Annotated in this window: 24 protein-coding genes; 7 read left to right on the top strand and 17 right to left on the bottom strand. The window is 63.6% G+C overall.

Features of this window, described 5'->3' with window-relative positions:
• Nucleotides 1-3 precede the first annotated feature (3 nt).
• On the top strand, nucleotides 4-1,035 hold the full coding sequence (locus ACNFH5_RS20080) for a histone deacetylase family protein (protein ID WP_017520827.1): 1,032 nt from the start codon (nucleotides 4-6) through the stop codon (nucleotides 1,033-1,035).
• A gap of 164 nt (nucleotides 1,036-1,199) precedes the next feature.
• Here the strand turns inward: ACNFH5_RS20080 and ACNFH5_RS20075 are convergent, their stop codons facing one another.
• The 4 genes from ACNFH5_RS20075 to ACNFH5_RS20060 form a co-directional block, all read right to left on the bottom strand.
• Complete coding sequence (locus tag ACNFH5_RS20075; RefSeq protein ID WP_416748914.1) at nucleotides 1,200-1,583, bottom strand: NirD/YgiW/YdeI family stress tolerance protein; 384 nt, start codon at nucleotides 1,581-1,583, stop codon at nucleotides 1,200-1,202.
• Nucleotides 1,584-1,702: 119 nt separating this feature from the next.
• The gene (locus ACNFH5_RS20070; protein WP_416748912.1) at nucleotides 1,703-2,623 is read right to left on the bottom strand and encodes an SdiA-regulated domain-containing protein; all 921 of its coding nucleotides are present in this window, start codon (nucleotides 2,621-2,623) and stop codon (nucleotides 1,703-1,705) included.
• Nucleotides 2,624-2,705: 82 nt separating this feature from the next.
• Complete coding sequence (locus ACNFH5_RS20065) at nucleotides 2,706-3,371, bottom strand: fumarylacetoacetate hydrolase family protein (RefSeq protein ID WP_045215570.1); 666 nt, start codon at nucleotides 3,369-3,371, stop codon at nucleotides 2,706-2,708.
• A gap of 160 nt (nucleotides 3,372-3,531) precedes the next feature.
• Nucleotides 3,532-4,926, bottom strand: a complete 1,395-nt coding sequence (locus tag ACNFH5_RS20060; RefSeq protein ID WP_416748910.1) for an FAD-binding oxidoreductase — start codon at nucleotides 4,924-4,926, stop codon at nucleotides 3,532-3,534.
• Between the two features lie 190 nt (nucleotides 4,927-5,116).
• Here ACNFH5_RS20060 and serA point away from each other — a divergent pair, with 190 nt between their 5' ends.
• Nucleotides 5,117-6,346: a phosphoglycerate dehydrogenase gene (gene serA / locus ACNFH5_RS20055; RefSeq protein ID WP_045215566.1), complete on the top strand. Its 1,230-nt coding sequence runs from the start codon at nucleotides 5,117-5,119 to the stop codon at nucleotides 6,344-6,346.
• Nucleotides 6,347-6,515: 169 nt separating this feature from the next.
• On the opposite strand, the gene ACNFH5_RS20050 is transcribed toward serA, so the two are convergent.
• A complete protein-coding gene (locus tag ACNFH5_RS20050) occupies nucleotides 6,516-6,947 on the bottom strand; it encodes a DUF4399 domain-containing protein (protein ID WP_416748907.1) in 432 nt (143 codons plus the stop codon).
• A gap of 140 nt (nucleotides 6,948-7,087) precedes the next feature.
• A complete protein-coding gene (locus tag ACNFH5_RS20045; RefSeq protein ID WP_416748905.1) occupies nucleotides 7,088-7,582 on the bottom strand; it encodes a DUF523 domain-containing protein in 495 nt (164 codons plus the stop codon).
• A gap of 256 nt (nucleotides 7,583-7,838) precedes the next feature.
• Between ACNFH5_RS20045 and ACNFH5_RS20040 the strand changes: the two genes are divergently transcribed.
• Nucleotides 7,839-8,387, top strand: a complete 549-nt coding sequence (locus tag ACNFH5_RS20040) for a DUF6160 family protein (protein ID WP_416748903.1) — start codon at nucleotides 7,839-7,841, stop codon at nucleotides 8,385-8,387.
• Between the two features lie 24 nt (nucleotides 8,388-8,411).
• Here the strand turns inward: ACNFH5_RS20040 and ACNFH5_RS20035 are convergent, their stop codons facing one another.
• A complete protein-coding gene (locus ACNFH5_RS20035; RefSeq protein ID WP_416748901.1) occupies nucleotides 8,412-9,023 on the bottom strand; it encodes a 2OG-Fe(II) oxygenase in 612 nt (203 codons plus the stop codon).
• A gap of 100 nt (nucleotides 9,024-9,123) precedes the next feature.
• On the opposite strand from ACNFH5_RS20035, the gene ACNFH5_RS20030 reads away from it, so the two are divergent.
• On the top strand, nucleotides 9,124-9,864 hold the full coding sequence (locus tag ACNFH5_RS20030; RefSeq protein ID WP_416748899.1) for a hypothetical protein: 741 nt from the start codon (nucleotides 9,124-9,126) through the stop codon (nucleotides 9,862-9,864).
• A gap of 153 nt (nucleotides 9,865-10,017) precedes the next feature.
• Here ACNFH5_RS20030 and ACNFH5_RS20025 read toward each other — a convergent pair whose 3' ends face one another.
• Nucleotides 10,018-10,956, bottom strand: coding sequence for an alpha/beta hydrolase (locus tag ACNFH5_RS20025; RefSeq protein ID WP_416748898.1), 939 nt, complete (start codon nucleotides 10,954-10,956; stop codon nucleotides 10,018-10,020).
• Between the two features lie 123 nt (nucleotides 10,957-11,079).
• Between ACNFH5_RS20025 and ACNFH5_RS20020 the strand changes: the two genes are divergently transcribed.
• Together ACNFH5_RS20020 and ACNFH5_RS20015 are read left to right on the top strand one after the other, a co-directional pair.
• Entirely contained in the window at nucleotides 11,080-11,655 is a 576-nt protein-coding gene (locus ACNFH5_RS20020; RefSeq protein ID WP_416748896.1) for a DUF6436 domain-containing protein, read from the top strand.
• An 88-nt stretch (nucleotides 11,656-11,743) separates the two neighbouring features.
• Complete coding sequence (locus tag ACNFH5_RS20015) at nucleotides 11,744-12,256, top strand: transcriptional regulator (protein ID WP_416748894.1); 513 nt, start codon at nucleotides 11,744-11,746, stop codon at nucleotides 12,254-12,256.
• Between the two features lie 3 nt (nucleotides 12,257-12,259).
• On the opposite strand, the gene ACNFH5_RS20010 is transcribed toward ACNFH5_RS20015, so the two are convergent.
• A complete protein-coding gene (locus ACNFH5_RS20010) occupies nucleotides 12,260-13,309 on the bottom strand; it encodes an AraC family transcriptional regulator ligand-binding domain-containing protein (protein ID WP_416748892.1) in 1,050 nt (349 codons plus the stop codon).
• Between the two features lie 107 nt (nucleotides 13,310-13,416).
• Here ACNFH5_RS20010 and ACNFH5_RS20005 point away from each other — a divergent pair, with 107 nt between their 5' ends.
• Complete coding sequence (locus tag ACNFH5_RS20005; RefSeq protein WP_416748890.1) at nucleotides 13,417-15,804, top strand: penicillin acylase family protein; 2,388 nt, start codon at nucleotides 13,417-13,419, stop codon at nucleotides 15,802-15,804.
• Between the two features lie 422 nt (nucleotides 15,805-16,226).
• On the opposite strand, the gene ACNFH5_RS20000 is transcribed toward ACNFH5_RS20005, so the two are convergent.
• From ACNFH5_RS20000 to ACNFH5_RS19965, 8 genes are all read right to left on the bottom strand, one after another.
• Entirely contained in the window at nucleotides 16,227-17,099 is an 873-nt protein-coding gene (locus ACNFH5_RS20000) for an ABC transporter permease subunit (RefSeq protein ID WP_081515243.1), read from the bottom strand.
• A complete protein-coding gene (locus ACNFH5_RS19995) occupies nucleotides 17,096-17,977 on the bottom strand; it encodes an ABC transporter permease subunit (RefSeq protein ID WP_089285861.1) in 882 nt (293 codons plus the stop codon). Before ACNFH5_RS19995 ends, ACNFH5_RS20000 begins: the two co-directional genes overlap by 4 nt.
• 26 nt (nucleotides 17,978-18,003) lie before the next feature.
• Nucleotides 18,004-19,158, bottom strand: coding sequence for an ABC transporter ATP-binding protein (locus tag ACNFH5_RS19990; protein ID WP_416748887.1), 1,155 nt, complete (start codon nucleotides 19,156-19,158; stop codon nucleotides 18,004-18,006).
• 151 nt (nucleotides 19,159-19,309) lie between these two features.
• A complete protein-coding gene (locus ACNFH5_RS19985; RefSeq protein ID WP_225614920.1) occupies nucleotides 19,310-20,380 on the bottom strand; it encodes a polyamine ABC transporter substrate-binding protein in 1,071 nt (356 codons plus the stop codon).
• A gap of 252 nt (nucleotides 20,381-20,632) precedes the next feature.
• Nucleotides 20,633-21,733, bottom strand: coding sequence for a polyamine ABC transporter substrate-binding protein (locus tag ACNFH5_RS19980; RefSeq protein WP_416748885.1), 1,101 nt, complete (start codon nucleotides 21,731-21,733; stop codon nucleotides 20,633-20,635).
• 117 nt (nucleotides 21,734-21,850) lie between these two features.
• Nucleotides 21,851-23,218: an aspartate aminotransferase family protein gene (locus ACNFH5_RS19975; RefSeq protein ID WP_045215532.1), complete on the bottom strand. Its 1,368-nt coding sequence runs from the start codon at nucleotides 23,216-23,218 to the stop codon at nucleotides 21,851-21,853.
• 61 nt (nucleotides 23,219-23,279) lie between these two features.
• Nucleotides 23,280-24,638, bottom strand: a complete 1,359-nt coding sequence (locus ACNFH5_RS19970) for a glutamine synthetase family protein (protein WP_138213740.1) — start codon at nucleotides 24,636-24,638, stop codon at nucleotides 23,280-23,282.
• 40 nt (nucleotides 24,639-24,678) lie between these two features.
• Nucleotides 24,679-25,428, bottom strand: coding sequence for a gamma-glutamyl-gamma-aminobutyrate hydrolase family protein (locus tag ACNFH5_RS19965; protein WP_045215528.1), 750 nt, complete (start codon nucleotides 25,426-25,428; stop codon nucleotides 24,679-24,681).
• Nucleotides 25,429-25,576: the final 148 nt, after the last annotated feature.

Here is a 25,576-nt window from a genome sequence, read left to right as displayed (position 1 = left end):
GTGATGTTGACGATCTATACCGACGACCATCGCTTGCACCACGGTCAGCATGAGCTGATCGGCGGCCAGTTCACCCCCTGCTTCGAAAAGCCCAGCCGCGCCGACATGGTACTGGACCGGGCCAAGGCGGTGAAACTGGGCGACATCCAGGCCCCGCGCGACTTCGGCCTGGAGCCCATCCTGAGGGTGCACAGCGAAGGCTTCGTGCGGTTTCTGCAGCATGCCTGGCGTGACTGGCTGGCCACCGGCCGGACCCACGACATGCTGCCGATCTGCTGGCCGACCCGCCGCCTGCGGCAGAAGGAGCCGGACAGCATCGACGGGCGCCTGGGCTATTACAGCCTGGACGCCGGCGCGCCGATCACCGCCGGCACCTGGCAGGCGGTGCTCAGTTCGGTGAACGTGGCAATGACTGGCCAGGCCGAACTGGCCAAGGGCGCGCGCTCGGTGTTCTCGCTCTGCCGCCCGCCGGGTCACCATGCCTCGGCGGACTTCATGGGCGGTTACTGCTTCTTCAACAACGCGGCCATCGCCGCCCAGTCGATCCTCGACCAGGGCGCCAACCGCGTGGCCATCCTCGACGTCGACTACCACCACGGCAACGGCACCCAGGACATCTTCTACGATCGCGCCGACGTGCTGTTCACCTCGATCCACGGCGACCCGCGCTTCGAGTACCCCTACTTCCTCGGCTACGCCGACGAAAAGGGCCAGGGTGTCGGCGAAGGTTTCAACTTCAACTACCCGCTGGCCTCAGGCAGCGACTGGTCGGTGTGGAGCCTGGCGCTGCAGGCGGCGATCCGGCAGATCTCGGCGTACAAGCCGGACGTGCTGATCGTGTCGCTGGGCGTGGATACCTACAAGGAAGACCCGATCTCCCAGTTCAAACTGGACAGCCCGGACTACCTGCGCATGGGCGAGGCCATCGGCAAGCTCGGCCTGCCAACGCTGTTCGTGATGGAGGGCGGCTACGCAGTGGAAGAGATCGGCATCAACGCGATCAACGTGCTGCAGGGCTTCGAAAGCATCGGTTGAGGGCTGTGCTGTAGGAGCGAGCTTGCTCGCGAAAATCCGACCGGGCACGCCGGGAAATCGGCGAAACGCCAGGGTTCGCGAGCAAGCTCGCTCCTACAGTAGAGCCACAAAAAAGCCGCGCCGGGGATGGGAATTCCCGGCGCGGCTTCTTTATCGAGCGCGGATTACTGGAGGATTTCCACGCGGTCCACGTCGATGTCGGTGGGCTTCTGCTTGTGGTGATCGACTTCACCGGTCAGGCGCACCTTAGTGTTTTCGGAGACCGAAGTACCCGCCGGCCAATCGTCGTGGTCGATCTCGACCTGGATGCTGCCGGTGGCGTCCTTGAACTCGTAGTGCTCGCTGCTGATGCGCTTGGTGATGGTGCCTTCGAGCACGACCTTGGTGTCATCGGCGGCGGCCTGGGCCTGCTTCACCGTGGTGATCTGGCCGGCAGCGGCTGCAGCGGGCTGGGCATCGCTGCCCGGGCCGGTGTAGCCGCCCGCGGCGAAGGTAACGGTGGAGAACAGGCCAACGGCGGCGATCAGGGGGAGATGACGGAGTTTCATGGAAGTGCCTCCTTGGGCGTTTTCGATGGGCTCAGCTTAGTGTCCATGGCTGAAACCAGCCTGAATCAGGACTTAATCCAAGCTTAAGACCACAAAACCGCCGCTTACTCCGATCTGAATCAATCCTGCGCCGGCTGCGCCTCACGTTTGAACACGTAGAACAGGTCTGGCTCGCTGACCATGTAGATGGTGCCCTGCTCGTCGATGGCGACCCCTTCGGCGCGCGGGATTTTCTCGTGCAAGCCGTTCAGCCCGCCCAGCAGGCTGATGAAGCTCACCGGCTCGCCTTTCTCGTCCAGTTCCAGCAGCAGGTGCGACTCCGCCGACAGCACCAGGGTGTGGCCGGTGCGCGGGTCGATGCTCAGCGCCGACACGTTGCGCATCATCAACTGCTCGCTGGGCAGCGCCTGCAGCGCACCACTCAGGCTGGCACTGCCATCACTGGCGAGGCTGAACAGTGTCATCGGGTCACGCTCCTGGCCGAGCAGCAAGCGGTGCTGGCGTGGGTCCCAGGCGATACCTTCGATGCCCTTGTTCTTCTTGCCGCGCTGACCCAGGTCGAAGCTGGAGAGCTTCTCGGTGCTCAGCTCACGGGTCTGCGGGTCGACATGGAAGATGGTCAGGGAGTTCTGGCGCTCGTCGGTCACCGCGACATTGCCGTTCTCCAGCACCGCGACGCCTTCGGGGTTGGCCATGCCCAGCAGCGGAATTACCCGCAGCACGTCACCGCTGAGCGACAGTTCTGCCAGCAGCGGTTTCTTGCCGGTGACGGTGAAGAGCGTGCGGGTCACCGGGTTATAGGCAAGGTCCGACGTCTCCTGTCCTTCGATGCCACCCTTGAGTGGCTTGGCCTGGATCACCGCCGTATAGCCCGGCAGCCAGATGCTCTCGGCGCGGGACTGCGCGCTGGTGTCCTGCTCGCGCAGCCACAGGCGCGCGCGGTCATCCCAGTGGAACAGCGAGGTCAGGACGCCAAGCACTATCAGCACGAGCAGCAGAGCCAGCAGTAGCCAGCGAGGACGAAGGACGGACATGGTCATGACGACTCTTGTTGATCAGCACGAAGGCGCCCCGCAACAAGCGAAGGCCGCACAAACGGCGGCCTTCGGCGGGACAACGGTGTTAAAGCACGCGGCTTTCGAATCGACTGGCGCCGGGAAGTTCCAGCACCACGTCGCTGCCGCTCTTGAGTGGGCCGACGCCGACCGGGGTGCCGGTGGAGACCACGTCGCCCGGCTGCAGCGAGAAGTGCCCGCAGATGTGCTGGATCAGCGGCACGATGGGGTTGAGCATGTCGCGGCTGTTGCCGTCCTGGCGGACTTCGCCGTCGATCACCAGGCGAATGCCGATGTCGGTCGGGTCCGGGAAATGGTCAGCGCTGACGAAGGGCGCCAGCACGAAGGCGCCGTCGAAGGACTTGGCCAGCTCCCACGGCAAGCCCTTTTCCTTCAGCTTGGCCTGTACGTCGCGCAGGGTCAGGTCCAGCGCCGGGGCATAGCCGGAAATGGCGTCCAGCACTTCCTCGGCACTCGGCTTGCGCGACAGCGGCTTGCCGATCAGCACGGCGATTTCCGCCTCGTAGTGCACCGAGCCACGATCTTCAGGGATGGCGAAGCCACCCGCCTGGGAAACTGTGCAGGAACCGGGCTTGATGAACAGCAGCGGCTCGGTCGGCACCGGGTTGTTCAGCTCCTTGGCGTGCTCCGCGTAGTTGCGGCCGACGCAGACCACCTTGCCCAGGGTGAAATGGATCGGGGTGCCATCGACGTACTGATGCTGGTAACTCATGACCGACTCCTGAACGCATGGAAGAGATGTTCTGCGCGGGGCTCGTGATCCCGCGCGGTTGCCCGCATCCTGCCGGCGCACGCGCCACTTCCCGTGGCGCTGACGTGCGAAGGGCCGGCCCCTCTATCCAAAGAGCCGGCCCTCCTCTATATGCAGCGACTTATTCGGCGAAAATCTTGCCGGGATTCATGATCCCGTTCGGGTCGAACACTGCCTTGACCGCCTTCATGTAGCCGATTTCAGCCTCGGAGCGAGAGTAACCCAGGTAATCGCGCTTGGTCATGCCCACACCGTGCTCGGCCGAGATGGAGCCGTTGTACTTCTGCACGGTCTCGAACACCCACTTGTTGACGGTCGCGCACTTGGCGAAGAACTCGTCCTTGCTCAGGTTCTCGGGCTTGAGGATGTTCAGGTGCAGGTTGCCGTCGCCGATGTGGCCGAACCAGACGACTTCGAAGTCGGGGTAGTTGGCCGCAACGATATCGTCGATGTCCTTGAGGAAGGCCGGGACCTTGCCGACGGTGACGGAGATGTCGTTCTTGTACGGCGTCCAGTGGGAGATGGTCTCGGAGATGTACTCACGCAGCTTCCACAGGTTCTGCAGTTGCTGCTCGCTCTGACTCATCACGCCATCGAGGACCCAGCCCTGCTCTACACAATGTTCGAAAGTGGCCAGCGCCTCGTTGGCCACTTCCTCGGTGCTCGCCTCGAACTCCAGCAGGGCGTAGAACGGGCAGTCGGTCTCGAAGGCCGGCGGCACGTCGCCACGGGCCATGATCTTGGCCAGGGCCTTGTCGGAGAAGAATTCGAAGGCGGTCAGGTCCAGCTTGTTCTGGAAGGCGTGCAGCACCGGCATGATCGAATCGAAATCCGGAGTGCCGAGGACCATCGCGGTGAGGTTCTTCGGCGTGCGCTCCAGGCGCATGGTGGCCTCGACCACGAAGCCCAGGGTGCCTTCGGCGCCGATGAACAGCTGGCGCAGGTCATAGCCGGTGGCGTTCTTGATCAGGTCCTTGTTCAGCTCCAGCAGGTCGCCCTTGCCGGTGACGACCTTCATGCCAGCCACCCAGTTGCGGGTCATGCCGTAGCGAATGACCTTGATCCCGCCGGCATTGGTGCCGATGTTGCCGCCAATCTGGCTGGAACCCGACGAGGCGAAGTCCACCGGGTAGTACAGGCCATGCTCTTCGGCGAAGGTCTGCAGCTGCTTGGTGATCACGCCCGGCTGGCAGACCACGGTGCGGTCGAATTCGTTGAATTCCAGCACCTTGTTCATGTAGTCGAAGGCCACGACCAGCTCACCGTTGGCGGCGACGGCAGCGGCAGAGAGGCCGGTACGACCGCCCGAGGGGACCAGCGCGACCTTGTGCTCGTTTGCCCAGCGGACGATGGCCTGGACCTGCTCGGTGCTCTTGGGGAAGGCGATCGCCAGGGGTGCCGGGGCGAAATGCTTGGTCCAATCCTTGCCGTAGGTGTCGAGGGAATCGGCGTCTGTCAGCAGCTTCCCGGCATCCAGCAGGGGCTTGAGCGATTCGATCAGGGCGTCGCGGGTCATTGGAGGAACTCTCAAATGGTTCATGGTCGTCCTGAGAACAGCTCAGGTCGCAACCGGGCAAGGAAAAGGGAGAACATGCTAGCATACGCACCCCACGCAGATCGCCACCTGGCGCCAAGCTTGGCACCGGCCGGTCCGGCCTGAGCTGTTCAATTTCTCGCCACATCCCGGGACTACAGGTTCAAAGCAGATGAGCAAGACTTCTCTCGACAAGAGCAAGATCAAATTCCTTCTCCTTGAAGGCGTGCACCAGAACGCCGTCGACACCCTCAAGGCGGCCGGCTACTCCAACATCGAGTACCTCAAGACCGCACTGTCCGGTGACGAGCTGAAGGAAAAGATTGCCGATGCCCACTTCATCGGTATCCGCTCCCGCACCCAGCTGACCGAAGAAGTCTTCGACGCTGCCAAGAAGCTGATCGCCGTCGGCTGCTTCTGCATCGGCACCAACCAGGTCGACCTGAACGCAGCCCGCGAGCGCGGCATCGCCGTGTTCAACGCGCCCTACTCCAACACCCGTTCGGTTGCCGAACTGGTACTGGCCGAGGCCATCCTGCTGCTGCGCGGTATCCCGGAGAAGAACGCTTCCTGCCACCGCGGCGGCTGGATCAAGTCCGCAGCCAACTCCTTCGAGATCCGCGGCAAGAAGCTGGGCATCGTCGGCTACGGCTCGATCGGTACCCAGCTGTCGGTCCTGGCCGAGGCCCTGGGCATGCAGGTGTTCTTCTACGACACCGTGACCAAGCTGCCGCTGGGTAACGCCCAGCAGGTCGGCAACCTGCACGAGCTGCTCGGCATGTCCGACATCGTCTCGCTGCACGTACCGGAACTGCCGTCCACCCAGTGGATGATCGGTGAGAAGGAAATCCGCGCGATCAAGAAAGGCGGCATCCTGATCAACGCCGCCCGTGGCACCGTGGTCGAGCTGGACCACCTGGCCGCCGCGATCAAGGACGAGCACCTGATCGGCGCTGCCATCGACGTGTTCCCGGTCGAGCCCAAGTCCAACGACGACGAGTTCGAAAGCCCGCTGCGTGGTCTGGACCGCGTGATCCTGACCCCGCACATTGGCGGCTCCACCGCCGAAGCCCAGGCCAACATCGGCCTGGAAGTAGCCGAGAAGCTGGTCAAGTACAGCGACAACGGCACCTCGGTCTCTTCCGTCAACTTCCCGGAAGTGGCCCTGCCGTCGCACCCTGGCAAGCACCGTCTGCTGCACATCCACGAGAACATTCCGGGCGTGATGAGCGAGATCAACAAGGTGTTCGCCGACAACGGCATCAACATCTCCGGCCAGTACCTGCAGACCAACGACAAGGTCGGCTACGTGGTAATCGACGTCGACGCCGAGTACTCGGACCTGGCGCTGGAGAAGCTGCAGCACGTGAACGGCACCATCCGCAGCCGCGTGCTGTTCTAAGCGCTGATTGCGGTAAAGAAAAAGGAGGCCTTCGGGCCTCCTTTTTTGTTTCCGCACCGGACACAACGGCGAGGGCACCCCCTGTAGGAGCGAGCTTGCTCGCGAACCGCATCGTTGCGGGATTGTTCGCGAGCAAGCTCGCTCCTACAAGAACGTCAGCCTTGCGGATTTACTTCACGTTGACGGTAATCTGCTGCGACTCCACCGGCGGGTCGAACGGCACGTGGTTCTTGTCTCCTACCAGCAGCTGCAGGGTGTGCTTGCCCGGCGACAGGGTCACCTGGGTCTCGGTCTGGCCCTTGCCGAAGTGTTTGATCTGGTCGGTCATCGGCAGCGGCAGGTTCATCGCCGGCTGCTCCTTGAGGTCGATCAGCAGGTGATGGTGGCCGGTGGCCGGGGAATCCACGCCCGCCGGCGCAACACCCATACCCTTGAGGCCGAATTTGACGGTGAAGGTCTTGTCCACCGTGGCACCGTCGGCCGGCTCGATGAAGTACACCTTCGCGCCTTCCGGAGCCGGGGTACGCGGGATGTCGGCAGCAACGGCGGAAGTGCCGGCGAGCAGCGCGGCAAGGCCCAGGCAAGGCAGCAGGGTTCTCATGTTCTTCTCCTTCTACATGGAAATCGAAAGGCGAAGGAGCCGCTCAGGCCGGCCTCGCCTCACGCATGGAACGCACAAGCATAGGCGCCACGGCGCGAGGCTCAAGCAAAATAGTGCTTCTTCGAGTGACGGCGAGCGCTCTAGCCTCCGGCTTCCAGCCCGGCCAGACAGACGGCGGCGGCATCCAGCTCTTCCTCGCTGAACACCAGTACGCCCATGCGCTTGAGCGCAGCGGCGGTCACACCTTCGCCGGCAACCTTCTGGCCGCTGAAACTGCCGTCGTAGTTCTCGCGGTTGCCGCAGGAAGGGCTGCGCGCTTTGAGCACCGCCAGGCGGATGTCGTGGCGGCGCACCAACGCCATCGCCTCCTCGGCGCCGAGCAGGAAGGCATCGCTGACGTCTTCACCCTCCACCGTCATCACCGGGCGCGCCCGTTCCAGCACGGCCAGACCCTGGCCGCCTGGGATTTCCGCCGGGGCGCGGGGCGTCGGCAGGCCGCCGGCGACTTCCGGACACAGCGCGACCACTCGCCCCTGGTCCAGCCAGCGCGACAGCAGGTCGAACGGCCCGTGCGCGCCGCCGTCGTAGCGGACGCGATGGCCAAGCAGGCAGCGGCTGACGAGAACCTTCTGCATGGGCGAATCACTCCCTTTTGGAAGGGGACAGACTAGCCGCTCGCCGTTTGCCGGTCACGCCGGGTAACGCAAGTTTCATCGGGGGGTGTGTCGCAACAGGTTTCCGCCCCGCCGAAAGTCGGGCGCCAGAGCGGCGCGCCGGTCGTCGGCACAGCGCTGAAACACAACCTTCGACGGGAACAGCCGTCCGGCACTGGCCGCAAGACCGGCCGCCAACCAGACTCGCGCATCGGCCAATCGCCATGGAGCCCTCGTCATGCCGCGTCTCTTGCTCTGCACCGCCACCTTCGCTGCACTGTCCTACCTGCCCTTTGCCTTCGCCGAGCTCCAGGCCCTGGATAACGAGCGCCTGGGCGCCGTCACCGGTCAGGATGGCATCAGCATCCGCGCCGACGTGCTGGCACGCATGGACAGCGTGGCGTGGAAGGATGATGGCGGCAGTGTCTCGCTGCGCAACGTGTTCATCGACAACGGCTGCGTGAGTGCCGGGGACTGCCCCGACGGACGCGGCGGCAGCCTGCCATACGGGCCCGCGCAGCTGGGCCTGAGCCTGCCGATCTTCGGCATCGAGCAACCAACCCTGCAGGTAGACGTGGTGCAGGGCGCCGGCGGCCAGCAGCAACTGGCCCTGACCCTGCCCGACCTCACCACCATCAACCAGCAACTCAACGCCAGCGGATTGCCGTCGCAGACCATCCGCCTGCGCGTGGCCGGTGATCTCTACGTGGGCGGCGGAAAGCTGGGCAGCATCGAGGTGCGCGACATCCAGGACATCAGCGGCACCCTGAAGATCTGGGGCCACTGACGCCTTCGGGGTTCGGAGCGGGGCTTAGCCGCGGCGGCGGAACCAGCCGGTGAGCGACAGACGCTCGTGGCTGGCCGGCAACACCTCGTGGGGGAACTCGCCGGAGAGAAACACCACCAGCCGGCCAGCGAGCGGTGGCAGGTCCAGCGTCCGTTCGTCGGGGAGGTACAGGCGCAATTCGCCGCCCTGCGTCACCGGCCAGTCGCGATTGAGGTAGAACACGGCGGAGAGGGTGCGGCGATCATCGTCGCGAAAACGGTCCAGGTGCTTCTGGTAGAACGCCCCTGGCGGATAAAGCGCGAAGTGCCCTTCGAAATCTTCCAGGCCCAGGTAAAGCGCGCGATTGATCTGTTGGCGCAGCTCGTCCAGCGCAGCCAGGTAGAGGTCGCAAGCCTCGGACTGGCCGGGCTCCAGCCACTGGATGCGGTCGCCGCGAATGCCTTCGCGCACGGCCTGCCCGTCCCCCCTTCCGATAGCCGCGGAGGCCAGCTTGCCGGCCGCGTCACGCGCACGGCACTCCGCCGCCAGTTGGGCGATCAGGGCATCGGGAAGGAAGGCGTCCTGCTGCGACCAGCCCTTCTCGGCGAGGTCATCAACAATGTTCTGCAGGAGCGGAGAATCGACGTCGAAATGCATCGCGCATTGTAACGTCCAGCGCCAGTGTCTCGACAAGCAGGGCAAGCCTTGCCGACAATAGCCCCCGGCGAGCGAACCCTGCCGCCCAAAAGGAGTTGCAATGCGCGTACTGCTGGCCCTCACCCTTCTTGTACTGGGCATGCCTGCCCTGGCCGACAACTACCAGCGCCTGTACCAGGCCGCCGGCTGGCCGGAACAGCGAGCACACTTCAATGACGCCCTGCACGCTGCGCAGAAGCGCTACCAGGGCAACCTGCCGCCGGCGCTGTACCAGACGCTGGTGGACAACAGCAACCAACGCTTCGCCCCCGCCGACATCGACCAGCGCGCCTTGAACGGCCTGCGCCAGAACCTGCCGGACAGCGCGGCGGCGGTGAATTTCTTCGAATCCCCGCTGGGCCGCAAGGTCGCCGGTGCCGAAACCCTGGCCACCCGCAGCGACCAGTTGCAGAAATACGCCAACGGCCTGCCGCGCCAGCAGGCCAGCGATGCACGCAAGCAAATCGTCCATCGCCTGAGCCAGGTGCTGCCAGCCCGCGAAGCAGGCGCTGAAGTGAGCCTTGCCTTGGCCAGCGTGGCCGCCGACAGCCTCAGCCAGATGCTTCCCGGCCTGCTCGGTGGCGGCACCACCCAGGGCATGCTCGAAGGCCAGCGGCAGAAGCTGATGAGCCAGATCGGCGCCGACCTCGACAACACCCTGCTGTACGTCTATCGCGGCCTTAGCGATGCCGAGCTGGGCCAGTTCGCCGACTTCAGCGAGTCGCCGGCCGGACGCGATTATTACCGCGCCGCACTGGCCGCCCTCAAGGCAGGGTTATCGGTTTCCTCCGGCGGGCAGTGATCGGAAAAGACCGACCCTGCTTGAAGACCACTCCGAGGAACACCCCTTCTAGAATGGCGCCCGCTGTACAGAGGGTGGCGCCTGAGGAGCATGGCGCAGGGAGTGAAGGACACACCCTCGACTACAGTGGCTCCCTTCCCCGCATCATTCCCGCTAGGCCATCCGCTCACTGAGAAAATCGAAGTAACGCCGGCGCAGCGTCTCGCTCTCGTTCGCCAGGTGGTGTCGCGCCCCGGTCAGCAGCAGGCATTCGATCTTCTCGAACTTCTCCTCCAGCACCTTCAGGTTGTAGCGCCAGTCCACCGTCTCGTCGGCGTCGCCCTGCACCACCAGCAGGCTCTGCGCACCGTGGCCGGCCGCCTCGATGCGTGGAATCCAGCGCGCCAGTGCGCCAACCCAGGCCGTGGGCAGGATCTTGGGCTGCAGCGGATCACGGTCGCGCAGGAAGGAAAGGAATTCGGCGTCGTTGGAATTCTCGCTGAAGCGTCGCGGAATCGAATCCACGAAGGGCCGCAGCATCTGGTAGCTGAACTTCGACCAGCCCCAGGCCCGCGGTCGCACCAGCGGCGCCAGCAGGATGGTACGGCCCAGCTCCGGACGCGGCGTGCCGGTGAGCAGGTAGTCCAGCAGGATCGCCCCGCCGGTGCTCTGCCCGCAGAGGTGCCAGGGCTGCGGCAGGTCCAGCGCCTGGGCCTGGGCCAGTAGCGCGCCGAGCACCAGCTGGTATTCGGCAAAGTCGCCGATGCTGGCGGCGGCGCCGCCCGAGAGCCCATGCCCCGGCAGGTCGCAGGCCAGCACTGCGAAGTTCATGCCCAGCGCCCAGTCGATCACGTGGCGGTACAGCCCCATGTGATCGTAGTAACCATGCAGCAGCACGACGGTGCCGCGCGCCAGCACCGGCCGCCAGTACTGCGCCGCAATCTGGTAGCCGCCGGCCTCGAAGGTGCCCAGGCGGCTCTGCAGGCCCGGATGCCGGCCGTGCAGGTCCAGGCCGTAGAAATGCTGGTACAGCGCGATGCCGACCTCGTTCGCCTCTGCGGTCAGAGGTCGCAGCAGGGTGCGCAGCAGATCGGGCTGGAAGGCTTCAGGCATGGGCGTTTCGCTTCTGGCAGGCGGGTGAAGAAAGGAGCGCGTGCAGCAGCCGGATATTCTGCCGCGCTCGCCCCCGTGGCAAGCTTGTCGGCTATCTTACCGACTCTGCCACTGGTCGCCGCCATGCCCTCACGCCGAAAATCGCTGTTCACCTGGCTGATCGCCGCGCTCTGCCTGGGCGCGCTGCTCGCCACCTACTGGTGGTACGAGAACCGCTTCATCCGTCCGTTCAGCCACCAGCCGCAGCTGTTTTCCGGCGACCACCTGATGCTGCCGGCCCAACTGGCCGGCCCGGGCAAGATCCGCCTGGTGCACTTCTGGGACCCGGCCTGCCCCTGCAACGTCGGCAACCAGCAGCACCTGGGTGAGCTGATCCAGCGCTTCGGCCCGCAGGGCGTGGAGTTCTTCGCCGTGCAGAAGCCCGGCACCCGCGGCCACCTGCCCGACACGCTGAACGCCATGCGTACGCTGGACTCCCTGCCTGGCGCCGAACAACTGCCGGCCAGCCCCGCGGTGGCGATCTGGGACGCCCAGGGCAAGCTGGCCTACTTCGGCCCCTACAGCGAGGGTGCGGTGTGCACCTCGGGCAACAGCTTCATCGAGCCGATCCTCGATGCCCTGGTGCAGGGGCGCCACGTGAACGCTACCCACACTCTGGCGGTAGGTTGCTACTGCCCCTGGGATGGCGCGAAGCACTGAGCCGCATCAACGAAGACGATGGCCAATCCGTGACTACACTTGGTTCGCCGGCCCATGAAGGGCCGATCGCTACCAAGGAGCTTTTCGCATGCGTCTTCATTCCGCCCTCGCCTTCTGCGCCGTCCTCTCCACCGGGCTTGTCCTGCCTCTGGCCGCCCACGCCGAAGATGCCCCCAACAGCAAACAGGTGATGGAGCAACACAAGCAGGCCATCAACAACCGCATTGCCGACATCGACTACAAGCGCAAGCGCATCGTCGAAGCCAACATGAAGCTCACCCAGCAGGAAACCGAGAAGTTCTGGCCGATCTACAACAGCTACCGCACCGAGGCGGACAAGCTGAGCAAGCAGACCCTGGCAATCATCATCGACTACGCCAACAGCTATAACACCGGCTCGGTGAGCAACGACGACGCGGCCAAGCTGCAGAAACAGGTGCTGGAGCTGCAGGACGACCGCCAGGAACTCAAGGAGAAGTACCTCAAGCGCATCGCCAAGGAAGTCTCGCCGCAACGCGCGCTGCGCTTCCTGCAGATCGAGGACCAGCTCGACGCCATGGCGCTGCTGGAAGTCAGCCGCGAAATTCCGCTGGCCGAGTAACCCTCAGCTTTCGGTGCCACCCTGCAGGCGCTGGCGATAGCGTTCGGGCGGCACCGAGTACCATCGCTTGAACGCGCGATAGAACGGCGACAGCTCGGCAAAACCGCAGGCCCGCGCCACGTCGCGGATCGCCACGCCCTGCTCCAGCAATTGCGCCGCACGCTGTCGACGCACTTCTTCGCGCACTTCCCTGAAGGTCTGCGCGCGGCTCGCCAGGTTGCGCTGCAGCAGCCCTGCGCGCACGCCCAGCTCGCGGGCGCAGCTTTGCAGGGTGCAATCCTCCTCCCCCAGGCGAACGCCGATCAGGTAGCGCAGGCGATTGAGCAGGTCGTTCTCGTCCAGCGTGCCCAACTGTTCGCGCGCGTGCTCGGTGAGCAACCGGTGCAGCGCCGGATTACCGGTGCGTGACGGCCGGGCCAGCAGGGCGCGGTCGAACAGCAGGGCGTCATTGGGCTTTCCAAAGCTGGGTGTCAGGCCAAACAGCCGCCGATGCTCGCTGAGCTTGCGCGGCTGCGGGTGGCGGAACTCGATGGCCTGGACGCGGAATTCATCATCGGTGATCAGCGCCAGCAATTTGAGGAACAGCAGCATCAGGCACTCCATCTGCTGGCGCAGATTGATGGTGCCGAGGTAGTTGAGGTCGAGGATCAGCCTTACCTGCTCGCCCTCCTCGCGCATCTGCGCAGCAAAACCACCGGAAAGGATGTGCTGGAAGCGCAGGAAGCTGTGCAGTGCCTCGCGCAGGTCGCCGCTGGCCATCAGCAAGTAGCCGACCACATCCAGCAGGCGCGGCTTCATCGCCTCGCCAAGGTGCAGGCCGATATCGGCATCACCGGTAATGTCGTCAAGGGTCGTCCAGAACAATGGCGCGTCGTCATGCACCAGGCGGCCGCTTTGCGCCGGCGGCGGCAGCCGGACCTTCTGCAGCGCCTGGCGGTAGATGTCGGTCGGGTCGAAGCCCAGCACCGAGAGCGCTTCATACAGCTGGCGGCGCAGGGTGGCGGACTGGGTCAGCGCCGGGGTGGCGGGGAAGTTCAGCTCGGGGGCGGCCATGGTCACTCCTGGGATTGACCGGAGAATTCCAGTCACGAGACCTTTGGTCAATGAGCGGCGAGCGGCAACCACTGCAAAATCGCCCCATAACAACAAGGAGTTGCCGCATGAAACGCACTTTGACTGTCCTCGCTGTCGTCATCGCCGCTGCAACGGCCGGTGGCGGCTGGTACCTGCACGGCAAGCAGCCGGTACGCGACGGACAACTGCCCCTGGCTGGCCTCGCCAGCGAAGTCACGGTCCGCTACGACGAGCGCGGCGTGCCGCACATCAAGGCTGGAAGCGAGGAGGACATGTACCGGGCGATCGGTTATGTCCACGCCCAGGACCGCCTGTTCCAGATGGAAATCCTGCGACGTCTGTCCCGTGGCGAGCTGGCAGAGGTGCTCGGGCCCAAGCTGGTGGACACCGACCGCATGTTCCGCAGCCTGCGCATTCGCGACCACGCGGCGGAGTACGTCAAGACCCAGGACAAGAACTCCCCGGCCTGGAAGGCGCTGGTCGCCTACCTGGACGGCGTCAACCAGTTCCAGGACAGCCACCCGCGCCCCGTGGAGTTCGACATCCTCGGCATTCCCAAGCGCCCGTTCACGCCCGAAGACACCGTCAGCGTCGCCGGCTACATGGCCTACAGCTTTGCTGCCGCCTTCCGCACCGAGCCGGTGCTGACCTACGTGCGCGACGAACTGGGCGCGGACTACCTGAAGGTCTTCGATCTCGACTGGCATCCCGAAGGCGTGATGACTCCCAAGGCGCTGGCCGCCGCCGACTGGCAGGACCTCAGCGCCATTGCCCGGCTGAGCCACGCGGCGCTGGAGAAGGCCGGCCTGCCGCAGTTCGAGGGCAGCAACGCCTGGGCCGTCTCCGGCAGCCGCACCAAGAGCGGCAAGCCGTTGCTCGCGGGCGACCCGCACATCCGCTTCGCCGTGCCGGCGGTGTGGTACGAGATGCAGGCCAGCGCACCGGGCTTCGAACTGTACGGTCACTATCAGGCGCTCAACCCCTTCGCCTCGCTCGGCCACAATCTGCAGTTCGGCTGGAGCCTGACGATGTTCCAGAACGACGACGTCGATCTGGTCGCCGAGAAGGTCAACCCGGACAACCCCAGCCAGGTCTGGTACCACGGCCAGTGGGTGGACCTGAAGAGCGAAGAACAGAGCATCGCGGTGAAGGGCGAGGCGCCGGTGAAGATCATCCTGCGCAGCTCGCCCCATGGCCCGCTGGTCAACGATGCGCTGGGCACCGCCTCGGGCAAGACGCCGGTGTCCATGTGGTGGGCCTTCCTGGAAACCCAGAATCCCATCCTCGACGCCTTCTACGAGCTGAACCGCGCCGACACTCTGGCCAAGGCGCGCACGGCCGCCTCGAAGATCCAGTCGCCAGGCCTCAACGTGGTCTGGGCCAACGCCCGTGGCGACATCGGCTGGTGGGCCTCGGCGCAGCTGCCGGTGCGCCCGGACGGGGTCAACCCGAACTTCCTGCTCGACGGCGCCAGCGGCCAGGCCGACAAGACCGGCTTCTACCCCTTCAGCGAGAACCCGCAGGAAGAAAACCCGGCGCGCGGCTACATCGTCTCCGCCAACTTCCAGCCGGTACCGGCCAACGGCCGCCCCGTGCCCGGCTACTACAACCTGCCCGATCGCGGCCAGCAGTTGAACAAGCGCCTGGCCGACGATTCGGTGAAGTGGGACCTGCAGAACAGCCAGGCGCTGCAACTGGACACCGCTACCGGCTACGGCCCGCGCTTCCTCAAGCCGGTGCTGCCGATCCTGCGTGAAGCCGCCGGAACCGACGAGGAGAAGGCACTGGTGGAGAACCTGGCCAACTGGCAGGGCGACCACCCGCTGGACTCCGTGACCGCCACTCTGTTCAACCAGTTGCTCTATCAGGTAGCCGACGGCGCCATGCGCGACGAGATGGGCGACGCCTTCTTCGACAACCTGCTGTCCACCCGTGTGCTCGACGTGGCCCTGCCGCGCCTGGCCGCCGACGAGAATTCGCCCTGGTGGGACAACCGCAAGACGCCGCAGAAGGAAACTCGCGCTGATATCGTCAAGGCCGCCTGGAAGGACAGCCTGGCGCACCTGCGCACCACCCTAGGCCAGGATTCGAAGCAATGGCAGTGGGGCAAGGCGCACACCCTGACCCACGGCCACCCGCTGGGTCAGCAGAAGCCGCTGGACCGTATCTTCAACGTCGGCCCGTTCGCCGCGCCGGGTGGTCACGAGGTACCGAACAACCTCTCCGCCCGCGTCGGCCCGGCTCCCTGGCAGGTGATCTACGGCCCGTCCACCCGTCGCCTGATCGACTTCGCCGACCCGGCCCACAGCCTGGGCATCAACCCGGTGGGTCAGAGCGGCGTGCCCTTCGACAAGCACTACGACGACCAGGCCGAGGCCTATATCGAGGGCCAATACCTGCCGCAGCACTATGACGACAACGAGGTGAAGGCCAACACCAAGGGCATCCTGCGGCTGATTCCCGTCCGTCGCTGAAGCTACTTCGACAAGAACCGCCCATAAATGAAAAACCCCGCTCCTGCGGGGTTTTTCATGGGTGCGTTGTAGAGAGTGTTGCGGGAGATGCCGAAGCTCCCTGGCGCTTTATTTCCCCAAGGGATAACGATCGGGGTGTTGTATTGGGCGCCGTCTCCCGCACGGAGTGCCATAAGGCGTCACTGGAAGTTTGCCGGCTACGCGGTCCGGTCCTGGTTCGGGGGGTGACCGGGCAACGCATCCGAACACTTCAAGCGTAGTTCGCAATCGGCCGGGAGCGAGCCTTTGCGACGCACGGATTTTTCCGATAACTCCCGAATTTCCAAGCACTTCGGAATAACGTGTGAGCAAAAAAACACGGGCCACCCGAAGGTGGCCCGTGGTTCGACAATCGCCGGATACTACCGGCCGACAAGACGGCGTCAGGCGGTGGCTGTCGAACCCTTCTGCCAATCGGTCGCGTTGGACTCCATGGCTTCCTGGATCGCACGCTTGCGACGCTCCTCGGCCTGGCGAGTGAAGTACCAGGCGAAGAAGGTGAACAGCGAGACGGTCAGCAGGATCAGGCTGGCGACGGCGTTGATCTCCGGCTTCACGCCCAGGCGCACGGCGGAGAACACTTCCATCGGCAGGGTGGTGGAGCCAGGACCGGACACGAAGCTGGCCAGTACCAGGTCATCCAGCGACAGCGCGAAGGACATCATGCCGCCCGCCGCCAGCGACGGGGCGATCATCGGGATGGTGATCAGCATGAACACTTTCCAGGGCTTGGCGCCCAGGTCCATGGCCGCTTCCTCGATGGACAGGTCCAGCTCACGCAGACGCGCCGACACCACCACCGCCACGTAGGACGAGCAGAAGCTGGTGTGGGCGATCCAGATGGTCACGATGCCGCGCTCCTGCGGCCAGCCGATCAGCTGGGCCATGGCAACGAACAGCAGCAGCAGCGACAGACCGGTGATCACCTCGGGCATGACCAGCGGCGCGGTAACCATGCCGCCGAACAGCGTGCGGCCACGGAAGCGCGGGATGCGGGTCAGCACGAAGGCGGCCAGGGTACCCAGGGCCACCGAGGAGATCGCGGTGTAGCAGGCGATCTCCAGCGAGCGGAATACCGAGCCGACCAGTTGCTGGTTGTCCAGCAGGCCGACGTACCACTTCACCGACCAGCCGCCCCACACGGTCACCAGCTTGGAGCCGTTGAACGAGTAGATGACCAGGATGAGCATCGGCACGTAGATGAAGAGCAGGCCCAACACCAGCATGATGTTGGAGAACGACCAACGCTTGTTCATACCTTGCCCTCCAGCTCTTTAGCCTGGTTCTTGTTAAAGAGGATGATGGGGATGATCAGGATTGCCAGCATCACCACGGCAAGGGCAGACGCCACCGGCCAGTCACGGTTGTTGAAGAACTCCTGCCACAGCACCTTGCCGATCATCAGCGTCTCGGGGCCGCCCAGCAGTTCCGGGATCACGAACTCGCCCACCGCCGGGATGAACACCAGCATGCAGCCGGCGATGATGCCGTTCTTGGACAGCGGGACGGTGATCTTCCAGAAGCTGGTGAAGCTGCGCGCACCGAGGTCGGAGGCGGCTTCCAGCAGGCTCATGTCGTGCTTCACCAGGTTGGCGTAGAGCGGCATGACCATGAAGGGCAGGTACGAGTAGACGATGCCGATGTACACCGCGAAGTTGGTGTTCAGGATCGTCAGCGGCTCGTTGATGATGCCCAGCCACATCAGGAAGCTGTTGAGCAGGCCGTTGTTGGACAGGATGCCCATCCAGGCGTACACACGGATCAGGATCGCCGTCCAGGTCGGCATCATGATCAGCAGCAGCAGGACGGTCTGCATTTCCTTGCTGGCGCGGGCGATGGCGTAGGCCATCGGATAACCGATCACAAGGCAGAGGAAAGTGCTGATCGCCGCCATCTTCAGCGAGCCCAGGTAGGCGTCGATGTAGAGCGGGTCGTCCGTCAGCATCAGGTAGTTGCCCAGGTTCATCACGACCTGGAGCGTCTGGTCGGCGTACTGGAACACTTCGGTGTACGGCGGAATGGCCACGTCCGCTGCCGCCAGACTGATCTTCAGCACGATGGCGAAGGGCAGCAGGAAGAACAGGAACAGCCAGAAGAACGGCACACCGATCACGGCATGCCGGCCGTTCGGCAGGCGTTTCATGAGCGATTTGCTGATGTTCATGATTGCAGTACCACACCGCTGTCGTCGTACCAGCTGATGTAAACCGGCTGGTCCCAGGTCGGACGCGCCACGTGGCGCTCGGCGTTGGCCATGAAGGCCTGGACGATGAAGCCGGAGGCCAGCTTGATGTAGTACACCGAGTGACCGCCCAGGTAGGCGATGTCATGGACGGTGCCCTGGGCGACGTTGAAGCCTTCGTGCTCCAGGTTGTCAGGCTTCTGCGCGCTGACCATGACCTTTTCCGGACGCAGCGCGTAGGTGATGCGCTTGTTCTCGGCACGGGTGCTGATCCCGTGGCCGATGTAGATCGGGTTTTCCAGCTGCGGACAGGCAATGACCGCGTGGTCCTGCAGGTCTTCGACGATCTCGCCGTCGAACAGGTTGACGTTGCCGATGAACTCGCAGATCAGGCGGCTGGCCGGAGTCTCGTAGATGTCCATCGGGCTGCCGATCTGCTCGATGCAACCCAGGTGCATGATGGCGATGCGCTGGGCCATGGTCATGGCCTCTTCCTGGTCGTGGGTCACCATTACGCAGGTCACGCCCACGCGCTCGATGATCTCCACCAGTTCCAGCTGCATCTGCGAACGCAGTTTCTTGTCCAGTGCGCCCATGGGCTCATCGAGCAGCAGCAGCTTCGGACGCTTGGCCAGGGAGCGGGCCAGGGCCACGCGCTGACGCTGGCCGCCGGAGAGCTGGTGCGGCTTGCGCTTGGCGTATTGGGTCATCTGCACGAGCTTGAGCATCTCGTCGACGATCTTGTCGATTTCCGCCTTGGGCAGGCCGTCCTGCTTCAGGCCGAAGGCGATGTTCTGCGCCACGCTCATGTGGGGGAACAAGGCGTACGACTGGAACATCATGTTGATCGGCCGCTCATAGGGCGGCAGGTCGGTAATGTCCTGGCCATCGAGGAAGATGCGACCTTCAGTGGGACGCTCGAAACCAGCCAGCATGCGAAGCAGGGTCGACTTGCCCGAACCCGAACCACCCAGCAGGGCGAAGATCTCGCCCTTCTTGATGTCCAGAGACACGCTGTCCACAGCCAGCGTTTCGTCGAACTGCTTGCTGACCCGGTCGATTTTTACCAGAACCTCTTTCGGTTTCTGGTCGCCACTCAAGGCTTTCTTGTAGGCACCGGAGGCTATTGCCATTACCACAACTCCCAAATCATAGAGGCCCGGCCCCCGCGGCCGGGCATGCTTGGTATTACTCAGGGCTGGCGCAGTTTACGTGCGCCGGAAAACCTTTCGAGAGGCTCTCCGACGCTCCGTGCCCGCGCGGACGGATTTGGGGAAACCCGTCTTACTTGCCCGACTTGATCTTGGTCCAGGAACGGGTCATGAGGCGCAGGATCTTCGGCGGCAGCTCATGCTGCACGAAGAGTTTGTCGAGAACCTCCTGGGATGGGTACACCTCAGGATTGTTGCGCACGGACTCATCCATGAATTCGCCAGCCTTGGGGTTCGGGTTGGCGTAACCGACGTAATCGCTGACCTTGGCGATTACTTCGGGTTTGAGCAGGTAATTGATGAACGCGTGAGCCGCCTTCGGGTTGGAGGCATCCTTCGGCACGGCGAGGATGTCGAACCAGAGGTTGGCGCCTTCCTTGGGAATGGCGTAGGCGATGTTCACGCCCTTGCCGGCTTCCTTGGCGCGGTTGGCAGCCTGGAACACGTCGCCGGAGAAACCGGCCGCCACGCAGATGTTGCCGTTGGCGAGGTCCGAGATGTACTTGGAGGAGTGGAAGTAGGTGACGTACGGGCGCACCGCCATCAGCTTCTCTTCCACCTTCTTGTAGTCATCCGGGTTGGTGCTGTTGGGGTCCAGCCCCATGTACTTGAGCACAGCCGGCATCATCTCGTCGCCCGAATCGAGGAAGGCGACGCCGCACTGGCTGAGCTTCTTCATGTTCTCGGGCTCGAAGAGCACAGCCCACGAATCGATGGTGTCGACACCCAGCACGGCCTTGACCTTCTCGACGTTGTAGCCGATGCCGTTGGTGCCCCACAGGTACGGCACGCCGTACAGGTTGCCCGGGTCGTTGGCCTCGAGCTGCTTCATCAGGTGCGGGTCAAGGTTCGACCAGTTCGGCAGCTGGCTCTTGTCCAGCTTCTGGAACGCGCCGGCCTTGATCTGGCGACCGAGGAAGTGGTTGGACGGCACGACCACGTCATAGCCGGTACGACCGGCCAGCAGCTTGCCTTCCAGGGTTTCGTTGGAGTCGAAGACGTCGTACACCGGCTTGATACCGGTTTCCTTCTCGAAATCGGCGAGGGTGGTTTCACCGATGTAGTCCGACCAGTTGTAGATATGGACGGTCTGCTGCGCCTGTGCCAGCGAAGTCAGGCCGAAGACGGAGACTGCAGCGATCAGGGTTCTGCGGAAGGGAATGCGCACACGTGAGTCCTCTCGTTGTTTTTAACTACTTCAGTCGGTTGCTGCCGGGGTTTCGACGGCCGGTCCGTGGGTAGCGCCGAACCCTTCATCAGCACGAGAGCGCCAGGGCTTGCGCAGCCATTCCACCGATGGAAGCTGTTTGTTGCTGCCGGTAGCGGCGAGGGAGGGCACTCCCCCACCGCTGTCCCGGACCATCCACTGCCGCGCCAGGCGGCAGCGGCTACCCGATTACTTGCCGGACTTGATGGTGGTCCAGCTGCGGGTCATCAGACGCTGGGTCTTCGCCGGCAGATCCGGGAAGGCGTACAGCTTCTTCATGGTTTCCGGAGTCGGATACACGCCCGGGTCGTTGCGGATCGCCTCGCTCACGAGCGGGGTAGCCGCGGCGTTGCCGTTCGGGAACTGCACGACGTTGGTGATCTCGGACATGACGGCCGGCTCGAGCAGGAAGTTGATCCACTTCAGCGCGGCTTCCTGGTTCTCGGCATCCTTCGGAATGGCGACGGTGTCGAAGAACGCGCCAGCACCTTCCTTCGGAATGTTGTACTTCACGGTGACCTTGTTCTTGGCTTCTTCAGCGCGGGACTTGGCCTGGTACACGTCACCCGAGTAACCGATGGCCACGCAGATGTTGCCGTTGGCGATGTCGGAGATGTACTTGGAGGAGTGGAAGTAGGAGACGTACGGACGAATCTTCAGGAACAGCGCTTCGGCTTCCTTCAGCTCTTTCGGGTCCTGGCTATCGGGCTTGTAACCCAGGTAGTGCAGGGCGGCCGGGAGCATTTCGGTCGGCGAGTCGAGGAAGCTCACGCCACAGGCCTTCAGCTTCTGGATGTTCTCCGGCTTGAATACCAGGTCCCAGGAGTCCACCGGGGCGTTGTCGCCCAGTGCGGCCTTGACCTTGTCCGGGTTGTAGCCGATGCCGATGGTGCCCCACATGTAGGGGATCGCGTACTGGTTGCCCGGGTCGCTGATCTCCAGAGTCTTCATGATGTCCGGATTCAGGTTCTTCCAGTTCGGCAGCTTGGACTTGTCCAGCGGCACATACACGCCCGCCTTGATCTGCTTGGCCAGGAAGGAGTTGGACGGCACCACGATGTCATAGCCCGATTTGCCGGCCAGCAGCTTGGCTTCCAGCACTTCGTTGCTGTCGTAGACGTCGTAGACGACCTTGATTCCGGTTTCCTTGGTGAACTTGTCGACCGTGTCCGGCGCGATGTAGTCCGACCAGTTGTAAACGTGCAGCACCTTGTCATCTGCCTGCGCCATACCAGCCACAGCGCCCGCCAGCGTTACAGCGAGCAGGGATTTGCCGAAGGTCTTGAACATGCGGGTAGCTCCGTTTGTTTTTTTGATGTTCCGGGTGGCGTGGACATCTCCTTCCGTCACCACCCGGTGAGCCTGGCCAACGCACAGGCGCAGTCTGTCAAAGGTCCGGTGAAAGACTCAAGACAGAACGGCTGCGGCGGTTTGATCGAGGCACTTGCGCGCCAGGGTGATCAGGTCATCGATCTGCGATTTCTCGATCACCAGCGGCGGCGAGATAATCATAGTGTCTCCCACCGCGCGCATGATCAGACCATTACGGAAGCAGTGCTCGCGGCACAGCATCCCGACACCCTTGCCTTCGAAGCGCTCGCGGGTCTTCTTGTTCTTCACCAGCTCCAGTGCTGCCACCAGGCCTACCCCGCGGGCTTCGCCTACCAGGGGATGGTCGGCCAGCTCTTGCCAGCGCTGCTGCAAATACGGTGCCGTTTCGTTCTTCACACGCTCGACAATCTTCTCTTCACGCAGAATGCGGATGTTCTCCAGCGCCACCGCAGCGGCTACCGGGTGACCAGAGTAAGTGAAGCCGTGGTAGAACTCCCCACCCTCATTCAGGGTATGGACGATCTCGTCGCGAACGATCACACCGCCCATGGGGATGTAGCCGCTGGTCAGGCCCTTGGCGATCGGCATCAGGTCCGGGGCGTTGCCGAAGTACTGGCTACCGAACCATTCGCCGGTACGGCCGAAGCCGCAGATGACTTCGTCGGCGATGAACAGGATGTCGTACTTGGCGAGGATCTCGCGGATCTTCGGCCAGTAGGTTTTCGGCGGAATGATCACGCCGCCCGCGCCCTGCAAGGGCTCGGCGATGAAGGCGGCGACCTTGTCTTCGCCGACTTCGAGAATCTTCTTCTCCAGCTGCTCGGCAGCCCAGACACCGAACTCTTCCGGGTCCATGTCGCCGCCTTCGCCGAACCAGTACGGTTGGGCGATGTGCTCGATGCCGGGGATCGGCAGGTCGCCCTGCTCGTGCAGCGCCTTCATGCCGCCCAGGCTGACGCCGGCGACGGTGGAGCCGTGGTAACCGTTCCAGCGGCCGATGACTACTTTCTTCTGCGGCTGGCCCTTGATGGTCCAGTAGTGGCGAACCATGCGCAGCACGGTGTCGTTGGACTCCGAGCCCGAGCCGGTGAAGAACACGTGGTTCATGCCTTCGGGGGCGATGTCGGCGATGGCCTTGGACAGCTCCAGCACTGGCGGGTGGGCGGTCTGGAAGAACAGGTTGTAGTAGGGCAGTTCCTGCATCTGCTTGTAGGCGACTTCAGCAAGTTCCTTGCGACCGTAGCCGACGTTCACGCACCACAGGCCAGCCATGCCGTCGAGGATCTTGTTGCCCTCGCTGTCCCACAGGTACACGCCTTCGGCCTTGGTGATGATGCGCGCACCCTTCTCGTTCAACTGCTTGTAGTCGGTGAACGGGGCCAGGTGGTGATCGCGGCTGAGCGCCTGCCAGTGTTGGGTGTTGGCGCTGGTCTGGTTAGTCATCTTGATAAAACCTCTTTTCTAAGAAACACGGGGCCCGGCCACGCGCCGGACCCCACGCCGATCAGACAGAAAGCAGGAGGAACTCGCGCTCCCAGGAACTGATTACTCGCTTGAAGTTCTCGTGCTCGGCGCGCTTCACCGCGACGTAGCCCCGAATGAACTTGTCACCCAGGTATTTCTCCAGGGTCTTGCTACCTTCCATGCACTCCAGGGCGGCCTCGATGGTCAGCGGCAGGCGCAGGTTACGCCGTTCATAGCCACGGCCTTTGACCTGGGCACTGGGTTTGAGGCCTTCGACCATGCCGATGTAGCCGCACAGCAGGCTGGCGGCCAGGGCCAGGTACGGGTTGGCGTCGGCGCCGGCCAGGCGATTCTCCACGCGGCGGTTGTCCGGGGTGGAATCCGGTACGCGCAGGCCCACGGTGCGGTTCTCTTCGCCCCACTCCACGTTCACCGGCGCCGAGGTATCGGGCAGGAAGCGGCGGAACGAGTTGACGTTCGGGGCGAACAGCGGCAGCGCCTCGGGGATCAGCTTCTGCAGGCCGCCGATGTGGTGCAGGAACAGCTCGCTCATGCTGCCGTCGGCGTTGGAGAAGATGTTCTTGCCAGTCTTGATGTCGACGATGCTCTGGTGCAGGTGCATGGCACTGCCCGGCTCGCCGGTCATCGGCTTGGCCATGAAGGTCGCGGCCACATTGTGCTTGAGGGCGGCCTCGCGCATGGTGCGCTTGAACACCACGATCTGGTCGGCCAGGTCCAGGGCATCGCCGTGACGGAAGTTGATTTCCATCTGCGCGGTGCCTTCTTCATGGATCAGGGTGTCCAGATCCAGGCCCTGCAGCTCGCACCAGTCGTACATGTCCTCGAACAGCGGGTCGAATTCGTTCGCCGCGTCGATGGAGAAGGACTGGCGACCAGTCTCCTGGCGGCCGGAACGGCCGATCGGAGCCTGCAGCGGGTAGTCGGGGTCATCGCTGCGCTTGGTCAGGTAGAACTCCATCTCCGGCGCCACGATCGGCTTCCAGCCCTTGTCGGCGTAAAGCTGGAGCACGCGCTTGAGCACGTTGCGCGGCGACAGCTCGATGGGGTTGCCCAGCTTGTCGTAGGTGTCGTGGATGACCATCGCAGTCGGCTCGATGGCCCAGGGGACGAGGAACACGGCATTCTCGTCCGGACGGCAGACCATATCGATGTCAGCCGGGTCCAGCAGGTCGTAATAGATGTCGTCTTCGACGTAATCACCGGTCACGGTCTGCAGGAGAACACTTTCCGGCAGGCGCATGCCCTTCTCGTTGAGGAATTTCGCGGTCGGCGCGATCTTGCCCCGGGCAATCCCGGTCAGGTCGGCGATCATGCATTCCACTTCAGTGATCTTGCGTTCCTTCAACCAGCCACTGAGCTGGTCTAACTTGCTAGTCATAAAGACCTCAGGGTTTGAGAGCCCGGCCCCAACGCCGGACTCAGCGGTTCCCCGCCCTCTTGCTGCAGGCTTTGCCGAATGCCTGGAAGATAGCGAGATAGTTGGGGTTCGTTTCGACCTGCCATTCCGGGTGCCACTGCACCCCGACGGCAAAGGCCGCACCTTCGACGGAGAAGGCTTCAACCAACCCGTCAGGCGCCAGAGCTTCTACACGAAGGCCGGGCGCCAGACGATCAACGCCCTGGCCGTGAATAGAGTTGACCTGGAACTGCGAGGGTAGCCCGATACCGGCGAAAACGCCGCCCGGCTGCACGTCGACGACGTGCCGCAGACCATATTGGATTTCGATCGGCTCACCGGCGGGTTCGCGGTGGTCCATGAAGCCTTCGACTTCGTGCACCTTCTGGTGCAGCGAACCGCCGAAGGCGACGTTCATTTCCTGGAAACCGCGGCAGATGCCCAGCACCGGAATCCCGGCCGCGACGGCGCGGCGGATCAGCGGCAGCGTCGTGCTGTCGCGCTCGGGATCATGAGGGGTGCCTGCAATGCTGGCGGAGCCACTATAATGATGAGGCTCGACGTTCGACGCCGAGCCTGTGAAGAGCAGGCCGTCGAACGCGGCCAACATGTCTTCCTGGTCGATGGCATCGCCCAGGGAGGGAATGATCAAAGGAATGCCCGAGGCCCCGGAGATCAGCGCTCTGAGGTATTTGTCGCCAGCAACATGGTAGGGTTTGGAACCGATCTGCTTGATGCAGGCGGACACGCCGATTAACGGCAGGCGAGACATGGGACACCCGTGTTTGTAAGTGTTATGGGCTTGAGGCCGAGCTTAGCCTTGTTCATTTTTTTACACAATAGCCATGTAAAAAATCAAACACGCCCCACTGAACAGCCCGCCAGCAAAGGCTCTCCGCTCATCAAAAGCGGCTCGAAAC

The sequence above is a fragment of the Pseudomonas sp. NY15435 genome, assembly GCF_048068295.1.
In the GTDB taxonomy this organism is placed as follows: domain Bacteria; phylum Pseudomonadota; class Gammaproteobacteria; order Pseudomonadales; family Pseudomonadaceae; genus Pseudomonas.
The sequence above is the reverse complement of the archived record's forward strand: the minus strand, read 5'-3'. Positions and strand labels throughout refer to the sequence as shown.